At 33.4% G+C, this 16,235-nt stretch carries 19 protein-coding genes; 1 reads left to right on the top strand and 18 read right to left on the bottom strand.

What is annotated here, in order from left to right; all coding sequences use genetic code 11:
- Positions 1-42 precede the first annotated feature (42 nt).
- The 5 genes from groL to BUB32_RS02710 all read right to left on the bottom strand — a co-directional run bounded on the left by groL (position 43) and on the right by BUB32_RS02710 (position 3,898).
- A complete protein-coding gene (groL, locus tag BUB32_RS02730; RefSeq protein ID WP_072967261.1) occupies positions 43-1,668 on the bottom strand; it encodes a chaperonin GroEL in 1,626 nt (541 codons plus the stop codon).
- A gap of 14 nt (positions 1,669-1,682) precedes the next feature.
- Positions 1,683-1,967 carry a co-chaperone GroES gene (groES, locus tag BUB32_RS02725; RefSeq protein ID WP_003870514.1) on the bottom strand — a complete coding sequence of 95 codons (285 nt, stop codon included), beginning with the start codon at positions 1,965-1,967 and terminating at the stop codon, positions 1,683-1,685.
- 234 nt (positions 1,968-2,201) lie between these two features.
- Positions 2,202-3,176 carry a hypothetical protein gene (locus tag BUB32_RS02720; RefSeq protein ID WP_072967258.1) on the bottom strand — a complete coding sequence of 325 codons (975 nt, stop codon included), beginning with the start codon at positions 3,174-3,176 and terminating at the stop codon, positions 2,202-2,204.
- Positions 3,177-3,446: 270 nt separating this feature from the next.
- Positions 3,447-3,641, bottom strand: a complete 195-nt coding sequence (locus BUB32_RS02715) for a hypothetical protein (protein WP_003871626.1) — start codon at positions 3,639-3,641, stop codon at positions 3,447-3,449.
- 71 nt (positions 3,642-3,712) lie between these two features.
- On the bottom strand, positions 3,713-3,898 hold the full coding sequence (locus tag BUB32_RS02710) for a hypothetical protein (RefSeq protein ID WP_003869358.1): 186 nt from the start codon (positions 3,896-3,898) through the stop codon (positions 3,713-3,715).
- A gap of 307 nt (positions 3,899-4,205) precedes the next feature.
- On the opposite strand from BUB32_RS02710, the gene BUB32_RS02705 reads away from it, so the two are divergent.
- Entirely contained in the window at positions 4,206-5,444 is a 1,239-nt protein-coding gene (locus BUB32_RS02705; RefSeq protein WP_072967256.1) for a S8 family peptidase, read from the top strand.
- A 13-nt stretch (positions 5,445-5,457) separates the two neighbouring features.
- Here BUB32_RS02705 and BUB32_RS02700 read toward each other — a convergent pair whose 3' ends face one another.
- The 13 genes from BUB32_RS02700 to BUB32_RS02640 all read right to left on the bottom strand — a co-directional run bounded on the left by BUB32_RS02700 (position 5,458) and on the right by BUB32_RS02640 (position 16,224).
- Complete coding sequence (locus BUB32_RS02700; protein ID WP_072967254.1) at positions 5,458-5,871, bottom strand: HutP family protein; 414 nt, start codon at positions 5,869-5,871, stop codon at positions 5,458-5,460.
- Between the two features lie 17 nt (positions 5,872-5,888).
- Positions 5,889-6,578: a DUF554 domain-containing protein gene (locus BUB32_RS02695; RefSeq protein WP_072967252.1), complete on the bottom strand. Its 690-nt coding sequence runs from the start codon at positions 6,576-6,578 to the stop codon at positions 5,889-5,891.
- A complete protein-coding gene (locus tag BUB32_RS02690) occupies positions 6,579-7,472 on the bottom strand; it encodes a DNA-3-methyladenine glycosylase family protein (RefSeq protein ID WP_072967250.1) in 894 nt (297 codons plus the stop codon).
- 138 nt (positions 7,473-7,610) lie between these two features.
- Positions 7,611-9,002, bottom strand: coding sequence for an NADPH-dependent glutamate synthase (gene gltA, locus BUB32_RS02685; RefSeq protein ID WP_072967248.1), 1,392 nt, complete (start codon positions 9,000-9,002; stop codon positions 7,611-7,613).
- Entirely contained in the window at positions 8,992-9,843 is an 852-nt protein-coding gene (locus BUB32_RS02680) for a sulfide/dihydroorotate dehydrogenase-like FAD/NAD-binding protein (protein ID WP_072967246.1), read from the bottom strand. The genes gltA and BUB32_RS02680 overlap by 11 nt, the downstream gene beginning before the upstream one ends.
- Position 9,844: 1 nt before the next feature.
- On the bottom strand, positions 9,845-10,675 hold the full coding sequence (locus BUB32_RS02675) for an Asp23/Gls24 family envelope stress response protein (protein ID WP_072967244.1): 831 nt from the start codon (positions 10,673-10,675) through the stop codon (positions 9,845-9,847).
- Between the two features lie 392 nt (positions 10,676-11,067).
- Positions 11,068-11,199, bottom strand: coding sequence for a cyclic lactone autoinducer peptide (locus tag BUB32_RS02670; protein ID WP_072967242.1), 132 nt, complete (start codon positions 11,197-11,199; stop codon positions 11,068-11,070).
- 252 nt (positions 11,200-11,451) lie between these two features.
- The gene (locus tag BUB32_RS02665) at positions 11,452-12,036 is read right to left on the bottom strand and encodes an accessory gene regulator B family protein (protein WP_072967240.1); all 585 of its coding nucleotides are present in this window, start codon (positions 12,034-12,036) and stop codon (positions 11,452-11,454) included.
- A complete protein-coding gene (locus tag BUB32_RS02660; protein WP_072967238.1) occupies positions 12,029-12,892 on the bottom strand; it encodes a sensor histidine kinase in 864 nt (287 codons plus the stop codon). Before BUB32_RS02660 ends, BUB32_RS02665 begins: the two co-directional genes overlap by 8 nt.
- A gap of 19 nt (positions 12,893-12,911) precedes the next feature.
- Positions 12,912-13,622, bottom strand: a complete 711-nt coding sequence (locus BUB32_RS02655; protein WP_072967236.1) for a LytR/AlgR family response regulator transcription factor — start codon at positions 13,620-13,622, stop codon at positions 12,912-12,914.
- 21 nt (positions 13,623-13,643) lie between these two features.
- Positions 13,644-14,102, bottom strand: coding sequence for a hypothetical protein (locus BUB32_RS02650; RefSeq protein ID WP_003869348.1), 459 nt, complete (start codon positions 14,100-14,102; stop codon positions 13,644-13,646).
- Between the two features lie 120 nt (positions 14,103-14,222).
- Positions 14,223-15,290: a butyrate kinase gene (gene buk, locus BUB32_RS02645; RefSeq protein WP_072967234.1), complete on the bottom strand. Its 1,068-nt coding sequence runs from the start codon at positions 15,288-15,290 to the stop codon at positions 14,223-14,225.
- Positions 15,291-15,411: 121 nt separating this feature from the next.
- Positions 15,412-16,224, bottom strand: a complete 813-nt coding sequence (locus BUB32_RS02640; RefSeq protein WP_072967232.1) for a methyl-accepting chemotaxis protein — start codon at positions 16,222-16,224, stop codon at positions 15,412-15,414.
- Positions 16,225-16,235: the final 11 nt, after the last annotated feature.

Here is a 16,235-nt window from a genome sequence, read left to right as displayed (position 1 = left end):
GCTAAAACTTAAAAGGGCTAAGCTTTCGCTCAGCCCTTTTTATCACATCATATCCATTCCTGCTCCGGGATTTGGCATTGCTGTATTCTTCTCTGGGATATCTACCACTACTGCTTCTGTCGTGAGTATCATTGAAGCAATTGATGCAGCATTTTGCAAAGCTGTCCTTGTAACCTTTGTTGGGTCTACAATACCTGCTTTGAACATGTCTGTAAATTCTTCCTTGTAAGCATCATATCCGAAGTTTGGATCTTTAGCAGCTTTTATTTTTTCTACTATTACAGAACCGTCAACACCAGCATTTGCTGCAATTTGTCTTACGGGTTCTTCTAATGCCCTTAAAACTATCTTCGCACCTGTCTTGAAGTCGCCCTCTAAGGAATCAACTACTTTTTGCACATCTTCTATTACATTGAGAAGTGCAATACCGCCACCAGGCACTATACCTTCCTCCACTGCTGCTTTTGTAGCCGCCAATGCGTCTTCAATTCTGTGTTTCTTTTCTTTAAGCTCTGTCTCAGTTGCAGCACCAGCTTGAATGACAGCTACACCACCCGCCAATTTTGCTAGTCTTTCTTGTAATTTTTCTCTATCATAATCAGAGGTAGTTTCCTCAATTTGAGCCTTAATTTGATTTACTCTCTTCTTAATTTCTGCAGCATCGCCTGCTCCTCCTACAATTGTGGTATTCTCTTTTGTAACTTTTACTTGTCTTGCGCGGCCAAGCATATCTAATCTTACATCTTTTAAGTCATAACCTAATTCTTCTGAAATTACTTGACCACCTGTCAGTATTGCTATATCTTGTAGCATTTCTTTTCTTCTGTCACCAAAGCCAGGAGCTTTTACTGCTACACACGTAAATGTACCTCTTAATTTGTTGACAACTAATGTTGCCAATGCTTCCCCTTCTACATCATCAGCTATAATAAGAAGTTTCTTACCGTGTTGCACTACTTGCTCCAAGAGTGGCAACAAGTCTTGGATATTTGAAAGTTTCTTATCTGTTATGAGTATAACAGGCTCTTCTAATACTGCTTCCATTTTTTCAGCATCAGTTACCATGTATGGAGAAATATATCCTCTGTCAAATTGCATTCCTTCAACAACCTCAAGGGTTGTACCTAAAGTCTTTGATTCTTCAACCGTTATAACTCCATCTTTACCTACTTTGTCCATTGCTTCTGCAATGAGATTACCTATTTCTTCATCAGCAGCAGAGATAGAAGCAACATGGGCAATTGATTCTTTATTATCAATAGGTTTAGATATCCTCTTTAACCCCTCAACTGCAGCATCTACAGCCTTCGCAATACCTCTTCTTAAAAGCATTGGGTTAGCTCCCGCAGCAAGGTTCTTGAGTCCCTCCCGAACCATTGCTTGAGCTAAAAGCGTTGCAGTCGTTGTACCATCACCGGCAACATCATTAGTTTTTGTAGCTACTTCCTTCAAAAGTTGCGCACCTTGATTTTCAAAGGGATCCTCTAATTCAATTTCTCTTGCAATAGTAACACCGTCATTTGTAACCGTGGGGGAACCATATTTTTTGTCCAATACTACATTACGACCCCTTGGTCCTAATGTAACTTTTACAGTATCCGCAACTGCATTAACTCCTCTTTCTAATGCTCTTCTTGCTTCCTCTCCATATTTGATTTGTTTTGCCATTTTCAACTACCTCCTTATTCTATAATTGCTAGAATATCGCTTTCTCTTAAAAGTAGATATTCTTCACCATCTAACTTAACTTCTGTTCCCGCATACTTAGAGAAGATTACTCTATCACCGACTTTTACTTCTAATTCTACTTTTTTACCGTCTATGTATTCCCCTGTTCCTACTGCAACTACTTCACCTTGTTGTGGTTTTTCTTTTGCTGTACCTGGTAAAATAACTCCGCCTTTTGTAACTTCTTCTGCCTGGATTACTTTGACCACAACTCTGTCTCCGAGTGGTTTTAATCTCATATACTTTATCCCTCCTCCTTCATTTATTAGCACTCAACTTATGTGAGTGCTAATCCCAATCTCTATATTAATTTAAGTGGTAAAACATATCAAACTTTATTATAGCCTATATTAGGCTGTATAGTCTGATTATCTATGATTTTACCCAAATATTTTGATTTTATGCCATTATTTATTGATTTAGACTACGTTTCTGTAATTTGTATTTAAAAATAAAAAATACAGGGAAAATATTTATTCCCCTTTACCTTCAGATTTAACTAATCCTTGTTGTTTAAGATAATTAATCATATTATACATATACTGCTGCTGTTCCTTTGTCAACATAGATTTGAGATTGTCTATAATTGCTACCTGCTGGTCAGATAATCCTTGAGGTAATGAATTGTTTTCTTCTTTTTCTAATTGTTCCTCTGTTTCTTTTTTATTGGTATCTAAAATTTTATCTCCTTCCTCTGTTTTCGATATTTCCTCTTTATCTTCTATTCTTTCTATTTCCTCTTTATTTTCTTCTGATTTTTGTTCTTTTTCCTCCATACTCCTAGTAGAAGATTGTAATTGTTTTTTCTCCTCTTTCATGCTGTTCATAATACCCTCTGCTTTGTTTAATACTTCCAACAATTTTATATTCTTTGCTAGCTTATCAGTTTCTTCTAACTTTTCTTCAGGAATTATAGGCCTTAGGGCCTCATAAATATCAATTATTTTGTCGAAAATATTGTCTTTATCTTCTTCTTTTGAATGTTTCTCCATTTTTTCTTGCAAATTCTTCAACGCTTCATGAAATTTTAAAAACTTATCTATCACAATTTTTTTATCTTCCGTTATGTAGGGTTTTATCGCTTTCAAAATTCCTATTTTATCTACTTCTATTTTTTCTGCCACTTCAATTTCTTCTTCTGAAAGGCTCATCAATTTTTTTTGTATTTCAATTATTTCGGCTATTTTAGAGAAAATATCTACATAATATTGGTCTCTCTTGTTTAGATAAGGCTTTACGCTACCTACAAAATCTTTTCCCTTTGTTATCACTTCGTACACATCTATTGAAGTTTTTTTATTTTCCTGCGGTGAAGATAATTCATCTTTATCTTCTTCTGTAACTTCTTCTTCTTTTCTTTCCTTTTCCATACCCATTACCTGAAATCTCACAAAGGCTATTATCAAAAGTTCTACAGCAAGTATTTTTAATAAAATCTCCTTTTGCAAAACAAATTCCCCCTATTTTTAATCTCTTACTAAATATATGTAAGGGGTTAGTCTATTATTATAGACCACCCCTATTTTTTGTCTAATTTTTTTCCCAAATAATTATTCCTGGAACAAATAGAAGTATTAAAATTATTATTATGAAAATCCAAAACCAACCTCCAACAAATCCTATTCCTTTTTCTTCTGGCATAAATACTACCTCCCTTCAGACAGGTAAATAATAGGGAAATAAATTTTTTATCTTTAGCTAATATATAATACGTAATTTTAAGAATTTGTGTTACCAAAATTAATGCCTGTTAATGACCACAAAAATCGCTTTGCTTTTTTTCGCGGTTTTTCTTCCTGCAAAATTACAAGTATTAAAAAGAAGAACAGTAGACTTTCAAGCTCAAATCTTACATCCAACAGCAAAGTTAAAATTACAAAGAAGAACAACAGAGTATCTCCAGAAAAAGACATATATTATCACTCCACACGCATTAAATTTTCTAAATAAACAAGGCTCTATCGCAGGATAGAGCCCTTTAAAATTACTTAAGTTCATTGAAAAACCAGCCTAATCCGCCATCCATTATTATTACAAGGAGTATGAAGAAGAACAGCAATGTCTCTAAAGACCATGTTACATTAAGCCAGCCTCCACCAAGCGCTAATACAAGTATCAAGAAGAAAAACAACAAATTGCTTTCGCCAAAAACTGAACTTGTTCCTGCCATATTGATCCCCCTTTAAGCAATTTTTAACACCTAATCAAGCTTTTGGTTCTTCAACGATAATTCCTGGGATAAACAAGAAAATCAACAGTATGATGATTATTATCCAAAACCACCCAAATCCTGCTCCGCTTTTATCTACTGGCATAAATAATTTTCCTCCTTTCAAGTTTCATCCTTTTCTATGTGGGTCTTTAAAGACCTACTACATAATATGACATAACTTTGTATGGTGACACTTTTTTTAATTTCCACTAACAAATTTTTATATTTCACATATTGTGTTAATAGCATGAAAGGAGGTATGCTAATGAATCTAATTCCATTATTTGCTTTTTCTAAAATAGCAAAGGAAATTTATGTCTCAAATAAAATCGATAAAAGGCTTTTAAAAAAAGCATTATATCTAAGAAGTGAATGTGTTCCTGTAATTTTGTATTCCCATTTACCTTATGACATTTTAAAAGGAAAAATCGAAAAAATAGGAGGAAGCATAAAATTTGAACTACCAATTATAAAAGCCTGGTCAGTAAATTTACCTTGTGATAAATTAAAAAATTTTGCTACATTAAAAGGAATTCATTTTATAGCAGAAGACTCCGCCGTTAAGTTGCAGCTTAATATTGCCACTCAAGAAATCGCTTCTCGAAAAGTTAACGACCTAGGCTACACCGGTAAAGGAGTAACAATTGCCTTTTTAGATACTGGAATATATCCTCACCCTGATTTTACCAAGCCCAAAAACCGCATAGTGGCATTTCACGATGTAGTAAATGGAAAAAAACAACCTTACGATGACAATGGCCATGGCACTCATGTAGCTGGGGACGCTGCTGGAAATGGATATGCTTCTAATGGCAAATACAAAGGCGTAGCTCCAGAAGCTAATATAGTAGCAGTAAAAGTATTAGATGCCTATGGTAGAGGTTTATCCTCTGACATCCTTGCTGGAATGCAATGGATTTTAGACAATAAAGATAAATACAATATACGGATAGTTTCTCTATCAATAGGCGAAACTCCATCTCTTCCTACTTTCTTAGATCCTTTGGTAAGAGGAGTAGATACTCTTTGGAGAAATGGATTAGTAGTAACTGTTGCAGCTGGAAACTCAGGTCCTAATTACAACACAATAACTTCTCCTGGCACCAGTAAAAATGTCATAACTGTAGGAGCAGTGGATGACAAAAGAACCTCCGACATAAGTGATGACGAAATAGCTCAATTTTCTGGAAGAGGTTCGCCTTATCTATACAAACCAGACATAGTAGCACCAGGTGTAAAAATAGTCTCTACTGCCTCGGGAAATGTACCTGTTGGCGCAGATGAAATTATGATAAATAAAGCATATAGAACAGCAACAGGAACTTCCATGGCAACTCCAATGGCAGCAGGAGCAGCAGCATTGTTACTAGAAAAAAATCCTCATTTGACCAATGTGCAAATAAAAAATATATTAAAAGCAACAGCTACAAAAATTGACGAGGCAGGTTTATGGACCCAAGGTAGTGGAATGATAAATATAGAAGAGGCGTTAAAAAAAGTATGAGGGGGTTAACCCCTCATTTTAATGACCTATGTCCTAGTCCAATTGCCACTTCATTTAAGTTTAGCATCCCCACAGCAAAAAACACACAAACACAAAGATGCTCGTCAGCATAGGCAATGCCTATTTTTCCACCTACATTAAGTCCCATAGCTTTGTTCATGACTTGTATAGCAGCCTCGTGCGCAGCCCCTGCTACTGCTCCTTCTGCAGCGTGTGTGTCTTCTATAATTCCTTCTCTTTTAGCCGCTACTACCGCTCTTTCAATAATTTTAGATATAGAATTTACGTATTCGCCACCATAGTCAACAGCTGCAACTTTTACTCCCTGTTGCCAATATTTGTGTTTTAAACTCTCTTCCTCTTCTCTTGTAGACATAGCCATTTTTACAGCAATTCTGGCTACATCGATGCTTTTTAGTGGTTTCATATCCACACCGCCTAAAATCATTTTATAATATTTAGTAAAATATGATAAAAAATAGGTATAAAAATAGCTGGCAGCAAATTCCCAACTTTTATATTCTTGATCTCTAACATATTCAAAGAAATGGCAAATATCAATATTCCTCCTACAGCTGTCATGTCCTCCACAACTGCTTTTGTCAAAAAACCTTGCAGAAAAGACGCTCCTAGCGAAATAGACCCTTGATATAAAAACACAGAAACAGCTGAAAAAACAACACCTATTCCAAAAGTGGAAGCAAAAATTATTGAGGAAATTCCATCTAGAACAGATTTAGCAAATAGTATACTGTGGTCTCCTGAAAGTCCATCCTTCAAAGCACCCACAATCGCCATAGCACCAATGCAATAAACTAAACTTGCTGTCACAAAGCCTTTGCTAATTGTAGAACTTTTATCTTTACTTAATTTTTTTTGCAATGTATCTCCAAACTTATTTAAATATTCTTCAATATTTAAGGCTTCTCCTATAATACCACCTATTACAAGGCTCACGATCACTACCATTAAATTATTAAATTGAAGGCCACTAGAAATCCCTATTATCATCACACTTAAGGCGACACCCTGCATAACTATATTTTTAAACCTTTCCGGAATTCCTACTTTAAGAAAAGTGCCAATAGCACCACCCACAATTATTGCAATTGAATTTACAACAGTTCCTAACATTTATTTCTTCCTTTCGTTAAAAATTTTTTTCCCCATCTCCCTACCATAATAGAATAAATACTGTTGAGCAAAACCAGACAAATCTCCAAACTTATCTATCGCAAATAACTGAATCTCTAAAGGAGTTCCTTCTCTTTTCAAATACAAATATTCAACAATTCTTTTTATCCATACATCTGTAGGAAAAGTATCATACCTGCCTATAGAATACAAAATAACACAATCTGCAACTTTGGGACCTACCCCATTTATACTCATAAGAATATCTCTTATCTCATTAGTACTGTATTCAAACAATTTCAAAAGATCTATTTCTCCAGAAAAAACTTTAGAAGCCGCGTCCAATATATATTTCGCCCTAAAGCCACATTTTGTCTTGGCAATCGTCTCAACATCAAACATAACTAATTCTTCTGCTTTAGGAAAAGTATAATAGACTTTTCCTTTGTACTCAATGGGCTCTCCAAATGAACTGGCGAGATTTTCTACAACTTTTTTTATTTGGGGTATTCTATTATTTTGTGAGATTATAAAAGAAACTAGAGTTTCCCATGTATCTTGGCGCAAAATCCTTATACCTTTCCCATATTGAATTGCTTCTTTTAATACAGGATCTTTTGAAAGGCTTTCTTTTATTTGTCTGTAATCCCTTGCTAAGTCAAAATAATCAAACCAAATGTCATAAAAGTCATTTAAATCTGTATTGTCAATTATCAACATGTCTTTTTCCAATTTCATGTTTATAACTTTATCGTAGGCAACTCCTGTATAGCTCCCATCCTCTTCTTCATTCCATCTAAAACACTGTCCACATTCAAAAGTTTCCTTAAGATTAAAATCTTCAATCCCCCTTACAATTACCTTTGTCCCCTTTTCTTCCACACTATATTTCATCTTCCTCACCCACATTGAGTTTATTTACTTACTAACTATCATATTTCTCTATCCTGTTAATTATTATTATATAATTTTTTCTGTACAAAAAAAAGCCGAAACCGGCTTTTTATTAATACAAGTTAATAATTTTTGTCTTTATTTTTTATTTCTCAAATATTCATCAATTGCCTTTGCCGCCTGCTTTCCAGCACCCATTGCAAGTATTACAGTTGCTGCTCCTGTTACTGCATCTCCACCAGCAAAAACACCCGGTTTTGAAGTTTTACCTGTTTCATCAGCAATTATGCCGCCCCATTTTTGAATCTCGACATCTTTTGTGGTGGAAGGAATCAAATTATTAGGGCTTGTTCCTAATGCCATAATCACTGTATCTACCTCTATTGTAAACTCAGAGCCAGGTATTTCAATAGGTCTCCTTCTTCCTGAGCTATCAGGCTCACCTAATTCCATTCTTATTACGTCCATACTTTTTACCCATCCATCTTCTGTCCCATTTATCCGTATTGGATTAGCTAAAAACTCAAATTTTATGCCTTCTTCAATAGCATGCTCTATCTCCTCCGCCCTTGCTGGCATCTCCTCTTTTGAACGCCTGTATACTACAGTTACTTCTTCCACACCATCAAGCCTTAGAGCAGAGCGAGCAGCATCCATTGCAACATTCCCTCCACCTATTACAGCTACTCTCTTACCTACTACAATAGGAGTATCATATTCAGGAAATTTATATGCTTTCATAAGATTTATTCTTGTCAAAAATTCATTAGCAGAATAAACACCATTCAAGTTCTTGCCCGGAATATCCATTAACTTAGGAAGTCCAGCACCTGTGCCAACAAATACTGCTTCAAAGCCTTCTTCCTCCATCAATTGGTCAATCGTAACTGTCCTTCCCACAACCACATTAGTTTCAACTTTTGCACCTAATTTCTTTAATCTTTCTATTTCTGCTTCCACAATTCTCTTGGGTAATCTAAATTCGGGAATCCCATAGGTCAAAACTCCACCTAAAGCATGCAAAGCCTCAAAAATTGTAACATAATAGCCCATTTTCAGAAGGTCTCCTGCACAAGTAAGTCCTGCAGGTCCTCCTCCTATTATAGCCACTTTTTTATTTTTCTTCTCAGGCTTTACTTCTTCTTCAATATTATTTTGAAGGGCATAATCAGCTACAAATCTCTCTAATCTTCCAATAGCAATAGGTTTGCCAATTTTATTTAATACGCAATTCTTTTCACACTGTTCTTCCTGCGGACATACTCTGCCACAGACGGCAGGTAAACTATTTGTGCTCTTTATAATTTTATACGCTTCTTCAAATTCTCTTTTAGTGATTGCTTTGATAAATTCAGGTATTCTCACATGGACGGGACACCCGGCCACACAAGTAGGTTTAGGACATTGTATACACCTTGAAGCCTCTAGAATTGCTTCCTCCTCTGTATAACCTAGTGCTACTTCATCAAAATTTTTCCTTCTCTCTTTTGGATCCTGTTCTTTCATAGGCACTCTATCTTTAACGGCCATGGTGATCACCTCCATGATGTTGTTCATACAATTCTAATGACACTTTTTCTTGTTTTTTAAACATATTAAGCCTTGTCATAGCTAAGTCAAAATTCACAAGATGGCCATCAAAAATCGGCCCATCCATACATACAAACTTTGTCTCTCCGCCAACCTCAATTCTACAAGCGCCACACATTCCTGTTCCATCTACCATCAATGGGTTCATACTGACTATAGTTGGTATATTGTATTCTTTGGTCATTTTGCAAACATTTTTCATCATTATGACAGGACCAACTGTAATGATATAATCTATTTCTTTATCATTTTCCAATACTTCTTTCAATACATCTGTTACAAACCCTTTTTTACCTAAAGTACCATCGTCTGTAGCATAATATACTTTATCACAGACAGCCTCCATCTCTTTCTTGAAAATTACATATTCTTCACTTCTACCGCCAAGAATTGCTTCAACTCTATAACCTTCTTGATGTAACATTTTTAATTTTGGATAAAGAGCAGGTATACCTACACCACCACCCACGCCTAATATTTTTCTAGCTTCCTTAGGCACCTCCATAAAATTCCCTAAAGGACCCACAAAATCTAAAATATAATCTCCTTCATTGAGAGTCCCCAATAACTTCGTCGATTTGCCAACCTCTTGAAATACAATTGTAACTGTTCCCTTTTCAGGGTCATAATCTGCAATAGTAAGAGGAATTCTTTCCCCTTTATCATAAATTCTAATAATGACAAACTGACCAGGTTTTGCACTTTTCGCAACTCTTGGCGCTTCAATATCCATGAGTTTGACAACAGGATTTAGTATCTCTTTTCTCACGATTTTGTACATATCACACACCCTTTTCTCCAATATTTATTTTTTCTATATGCAGATTTTTTACATAAATGTCCATTTGTAGGACATTTAAGGCCGTCATATACTCCAATTGTTTTTTTATATTTTTCATAGCTTCTTTTAATACAGGGACAATTTGGTAGCCATATCTCATCGTAACGTCTACCTTCAAAATTATTCCTTCAGGTTTTTTTTCCGTCAAAACCCTATTAACTCTGTAAACTTCACTAAACAAAATAAGTTCATGAGCCACTATTGAATTTATAACACTTTCAGAAATGGTGTATTTCCCTAAGTAGCTGTAATTAGGCCTTACTATTGTCTTTTCAAAATAACCACCTTTATTTCTTCTAAAAATCCTGAGCGGATCTAAAAAATAGCCTGAGAACTGCTTTTTAACTTCAAAAGTTGGAACAGGGATAACATGTTTTCCCTCCAATAGCCGTTTTTCACGGGCTATTTCAATCTGTTTAGGGGGAACTACATCTTTAATATATATCCTTACACTCACTGGTGGAAGCCCCAATTTTTCAGCTATAGCATCCACCATTTTATCAGAAGTACCTATTATGAGGATTTTATCCGGTTTCGCCTCTTCAATAGCTTTTTTTACTTCCTCTACATGCGTAGGATCAGTAAATAATGCTCTTTTTATGGCTCCAATTTTTGTAGCCTCTTTTTTAGCAGAAACTCCTGTAATAATGTTATTACCTTTTATTAAAATTCCATCATCAATGATATACCTAATGCCATACCTGCCAGCAATAGAAGAAGCATGATGGCTTTTACCCGTCCCACTTTCTCCAACTAAAGAATAAACCTTCAACAGAATAACCCCCTAAAAATGCAATATAAAAATCAACCAATAATCTTTTGAATTGTTTTACAATATTAATTATACGGTTTTATATAAATTTTTCAATCACAAAAAATAGTATTAATTTAACATGTTATTGAAAAAGTCAGCTATATATACCCCCCTATCCTATACTCCGTTCAAAGGTTATTATAACTTTCTTACTATTTTAAAGTCAAGACTATCCACTTAAATCTCTTTCATCAATTCTATTATTTAAGCAAAAATTATACCAACAATTTTTTAAAATACTAAAATAAAAAGTGCCGAAAACTCGGCACAAAATTAATTTAAATCTATGTAAAAACTCAGGAAAATGTTGAAACCCACGAGGGAAGGGTAGAAAAGATCTTTGAGATATATTACTTTTTCAGCAAAACATCAGGAACTTGCGGCTTATAAAACCAGCCGATGCAAGCAGAACTTGCAAGTCCCAATGTTCCTATAAATGTAAGCAGTGTTCCTAACAATGATAGTGGGTTAATTCTTTTCATTCAGTTCACCTCCCACTCATCTTTATTTAATTATACAACATTTAAAAAGCTTTGTGTGGATTTCGGAACGAAAGTGTCATTTTTGGGAACGAAAATGCATTTTTCGCCTAAATATATCCAAATATTTACATAAAATCCCATTTTTTTATGTAATAAATACAATATATTCCTTTAAAAACCATTAATTTTTTGTATAAAAATATATTATTTGCTTATATTTACATAAAAAGGTTGAAAAAATAAAAAATTTTTTTATATTCCTGCTTTTTTAAACAACGTATCTGCAATGTTTACTATAGTTTCTCCTAATGTAGTCCTCATAACAGCTTGTAGTGTAAAACCTATAGATACTAAAAACAATATTTTAATATAGAGTATTGAATTGACGAAAAATAAAAAAATATTTATACCAACTAAACTCAGAATTATAACCCTGTAAAATTTATTATCCTTCACTATCGCTAATACTATAAAATATAACAATAGGCTTGTAAAAACTTTAAATTCTAAAGGAAAATGTATATCTATAAATTTCGCTAAAGCAGCAAAAGGTATAAAATAAACTGCCGTAAAAGTTACACATCTATTATAGGTTGAACAATGAGCCCCTCCTGTATTTATCCTCAAGAAAAGAGCAGAAAGCATTATTACTAGAGTGTAAAAGCTAAATCCCAATATTAAAGAAATAGCATAAACTAAAGTAAATTCAATTATTACCCCTAAAATTAAGCTTATACCATATTGTATTTTTGCCATTTCAATATCCGTTAAATTTTGCGTTTTAAACAGTCTTTGTGTTAACCTCTCAGCTAACTTTTCGATATTAATTTTAATCACCCTCCAAAGAAAATTTAGGAATTTCTACAATAACGTCAAAATAACCTCCATCGGTTTGTACTTCTATTTCACCGCTATACTTTTCTACTATATTTCTGACAATATACAATCCTTCGCCTCTACCTCTACCCTCTTTTGTAGAAAACCCTTCTTCAAAAAAGATGGATGGTTTTACAACTGTTTGAAAATTATATCTATTCTTTATGTGAAATATGTAATCTATTGGGTCTTCTTTCATCTCTATAATTATGTATTTATCTTTTTCCATTTCATCACAAGCCTCTATTGCATTGTCTATTAAATTTCCTAAAACCGAAACTAAATTAAGCACGTGTTTTTTGCTGCACTGGATTTGTGTATCACATTTAAAATCCACTTCAATATCTTTACTCTTAGCATTACTTATTTTCGAATAAAGCAATATATCAATTTCATTTACACCTGTGTTTATCGTCACCAAATTTTTATCAATTTCTTCCATATATGAAGACAAATAATTCTCCAGTTCACTATATCTTTTTTCCTTGACTAATTCAGAAATGATTATCAAGTGATTTTTAATATCATGGTGATTTTGCCTATAGATACGATTTTGTTCCTCTATGTATTTAAATCTAATACTATTTATTAAAAATTGGCGTTCTTCTTTATTTTTAGCATACAGCTCTCTTAACACAAAAATAGAAAACCCATTCAGTATAAAAATTAAAATTCCTGTGAAAATCCTAAACAACTCTTGATTTTTGGGCTGAAATACATCAAGACTTTTCATAAAATTGTTGTTTACCAGTATTACTATCAATACCATTTGCACTACATAAATCATCATCGCATTTTTGTAACTATCCTTAAACATAAAACCTCTTCCAATCTAATTATGATTTGTAAATAGATTTTACTCTCCTCCTAAATTCTTCATACAATTCTTTAGAGAGATAAGCCTTATAATTTGAGCCTTTAAAACGTATCTCAAAGGAAGTCCTATTGTTATCTTTTAACAGCTCAACTTTAAAGAGGTTCACTAGAAAAGACCGATTTGTTCTAAAAAACATGCTACCATCTAACAATTCCTCTATTTCTTTTAAAGAGTAATCACATATAAATTTTTCTTTTTGGGTATAAACTATGCTCCTTTTTTTACTGGCTTGAACACAATAAATTTCCTTAGGATTGATAAGCTTTACTCCATCTTCCGTCTTAAAAGGGATGACATTTTCTACTTCTAAAAGTTTTTTCTTTATCCTATCTAAAGTTTCTCTCAGCCTCTTCTCATCAAGAGGCTTCTCAATATAATCAGAAGCATAGAGACTCACAGCATCTTTTATGTATTCCTCAAAAGAAGTAATAAAAATTATTTCTAAAAAAGGCATGTATTCTCTAATCTTTTTCGCCACCTCAATGCCCGATATTCCTGGTAATCCTATATCTAAAATGGCAACGTCCGGTTTAATTTTAATTAATGCTTCTAATGCGTCATTTCCGTCTCCCGTAGAATATTCAACACTTACACCTTCCATTGTTAAAAGAATTTTTATGAGTTCTTTTTTAAAATTTATATCGTCTTCTGCAATGACTATTCTTAACATATAAATTCATCTCCCAATGCATTACTCTGTAAATAGATAAAGTTTATATTTGCGTATAGCAAAAGAAACCAAAATTGCTATTAATAATTGGGGTAAAAAACATTCAAATCGTAAGACATAGTTCTTCAATAAAATTACAGGATCTATATCAAATAAAAATTGAATTGCCGTAACATTTAGATATTCTATTATTAAATAAATGGAAACGGATAAAATAACACTCATCATACCTTTAAAAAAGTCCATAACTTTAAATACCAAAAACAAAATCATTAATACCCCGATATAAAGTATAACATTTACAATATAACTACTGACCAATGGCCTTATAAAGTACAATATGATTCCAGTAAGTAAGCTTATATACAAAATCTCTTTTGGCTTAAACTTTACTCCCCCTAAACCAAAAGCAATACTTATTATAACTGCTGCCTCTGGCACTGAAAACAAAAATACTTCCCAAATCGTCAACTTATCCATTTTTCTCGCCTTTCTACTTTACATAATCTCAAATATAATTGTAATTTTTATTAATTATGATGTCAATTAAAATTAAAAAACTGACAAGAGGACAACATAAGCCTCTTATCAGTTTTCATTTTATACATATTCTTTTGCCTTTTCTTCACCGTTTAAAACTCTCAAAGCCCCTTGAGCTAAAGCTAGCATTTCCTCTTCTCCCGGATATACATAAATAGGTGCTATAAAATTTACTCTGTCTTTTATAAGTGTTACAAATTCCTCACTATATGCAATACCTCCAGTAATTCCTATTGCATCTACGTGTCCTTTAAAAACAGCTGCCATACTACCAATCTCTTTTGCAACTCTATATGCCATTGCTTCAAATACCAGTTTAGCATATTTATCTCCGTTATTTATTCTTTTTAATACTTCTCTGACATCATTTGTACCAAGAAGAGCTGTCATTCCTCCTTTTCCATTTATCATCTTTTTTATCTCTTCATAACCGTATTTTCCACTAAAGCATAAGTCTGCAACATCAAGGGCAGGAAGTTCCCCAGCTCTCTCAGGTGAAAAAGGTCCATCCCCATTTATAGCATCGTTAACATCTACAATCCTTCCCTTTTTATGTGCACCTACCGATATGCCTCCTCCAAGATGCGCTATTATGAGATTTGTTTTTTCATACTCCTTACTAATATCCTTTGAGAGGTGCCTTGCTACTGCTTTTTGATTTAAGGCATGGAATCTACTTTTTCTTTTTATTTCTGGAATACCAGTAATTCTCGCCACATCTTCAAGTTCATCAACCACAACCGGATCTACTATAAAAGCCGGAATACCATATTTATCTGCTATCAAACGAGCAATTATTCCTCCCAGATTTGAGGCATGTTCTCCTTGGACACCATTTTTTAAGTCATTTATCATAATATCATTTACAATATAAGTACCACTTTCAACAGGTTTAAGCAAACCTCCTCTACCTACCACTGCATCAAATTCAGATAATAAAAAATTATTACCTTGAAGCGTATTAAGTATACAGTCTACCCTAAAATCCAGTTGTTCAATAATATTATTGTATTTACTTAACTCTTTGCTTGAATGTCTTATTGTATCATTAAATACCTCATTTTCACCTTCATAAACTGCAAGTTTAGTTGATGTTGAACCAGGGTTTATTACTAAAATTTTATACATAATATTAAATCTCCCCTTTTAAATGATGAAAGCTTAATCTAAAATCATACTTGGAAGCAAAAACTGCAGGAACTTAGCTACAATATTTTTGCTTCCAAGTATTCATTCATTATTGTCTTATTTAATAAAGTCGCGTTTTATTGTAAAGTTCCTCAAACATTTTGTTTATTTCTTCAAGTTCACTATTCGCATTTTCTATAAGTTTATATAGATTCACATTTGTATTCTTTATTTCTTTCATATTTTTATCAATTTTGTAACTTATTTCTCTAAGTTTTATAAGTACATTGTTTATAGATTCTACAGAGTCTTTGGTTGACATAGACAACTTTCTTATTTCATTTGCAACTATTGTAAACCCTTTGCCACTCTCACCAACTCTCGCAGCTTCTATTGCCGCATTTAAGCCCAATAAATTTGTTTCTGAAGAGATATGTTTAATAAAGTCTATAAGCTCGTCAGTAGATTGAGCATTATTTTTTGCATATTCTGCAAGCTTTGAGGCTTCATCGCTTATTTCAGATACATTTTTTGAAATTAGAAATATCTCTTGTATTATAGAGTGAATCTGCTGCAATGAAGAAAACACTTTTTCAGTTATATTTGCTATCTCATCCTGTTTTGCTGTCGATTGAAATATACTTACTCCTCCTGTTATTACTCCATTCTCTATTAGCGGAAACGCTATAGCGATATACGGAACTCCATACACTTCACTTCCTACTCTTTTAACAACGCGTTTCCCAGTTTTTATCGCTTCATATATAGCCGTTCCTTCTTTCAAAGGATCGCCTACTTTTATGTTATGATTAATCGTTCTAGCAGGTAAATATAATACGCATTCATTAACATCACATATAGATATTCCTAAATCCTCTGTTGTCATTATATTAATAAAAGGTGCTATTTTTTTAAACGCATCAATAAGGGTCATTTCATCACCCC

The sequence above is a fragment of the Thermoanaerobacter uzonensis DSM 18761 genome, from assembly GCF_900129115.1.
Classification (GTDB): domain Bacteria; phylum Bacillota; class Thermoanaerobacteria; order Thermoanaerobacterales; family Thermoanaerobacteraceae; genus Thermoanaerobacter; species Thermoanaerobacter uzonensis.
Note: the sequence above shows the minus strand (reverse complement) of the source record. Positions and strands in the feature narration are given on the sequence as shown.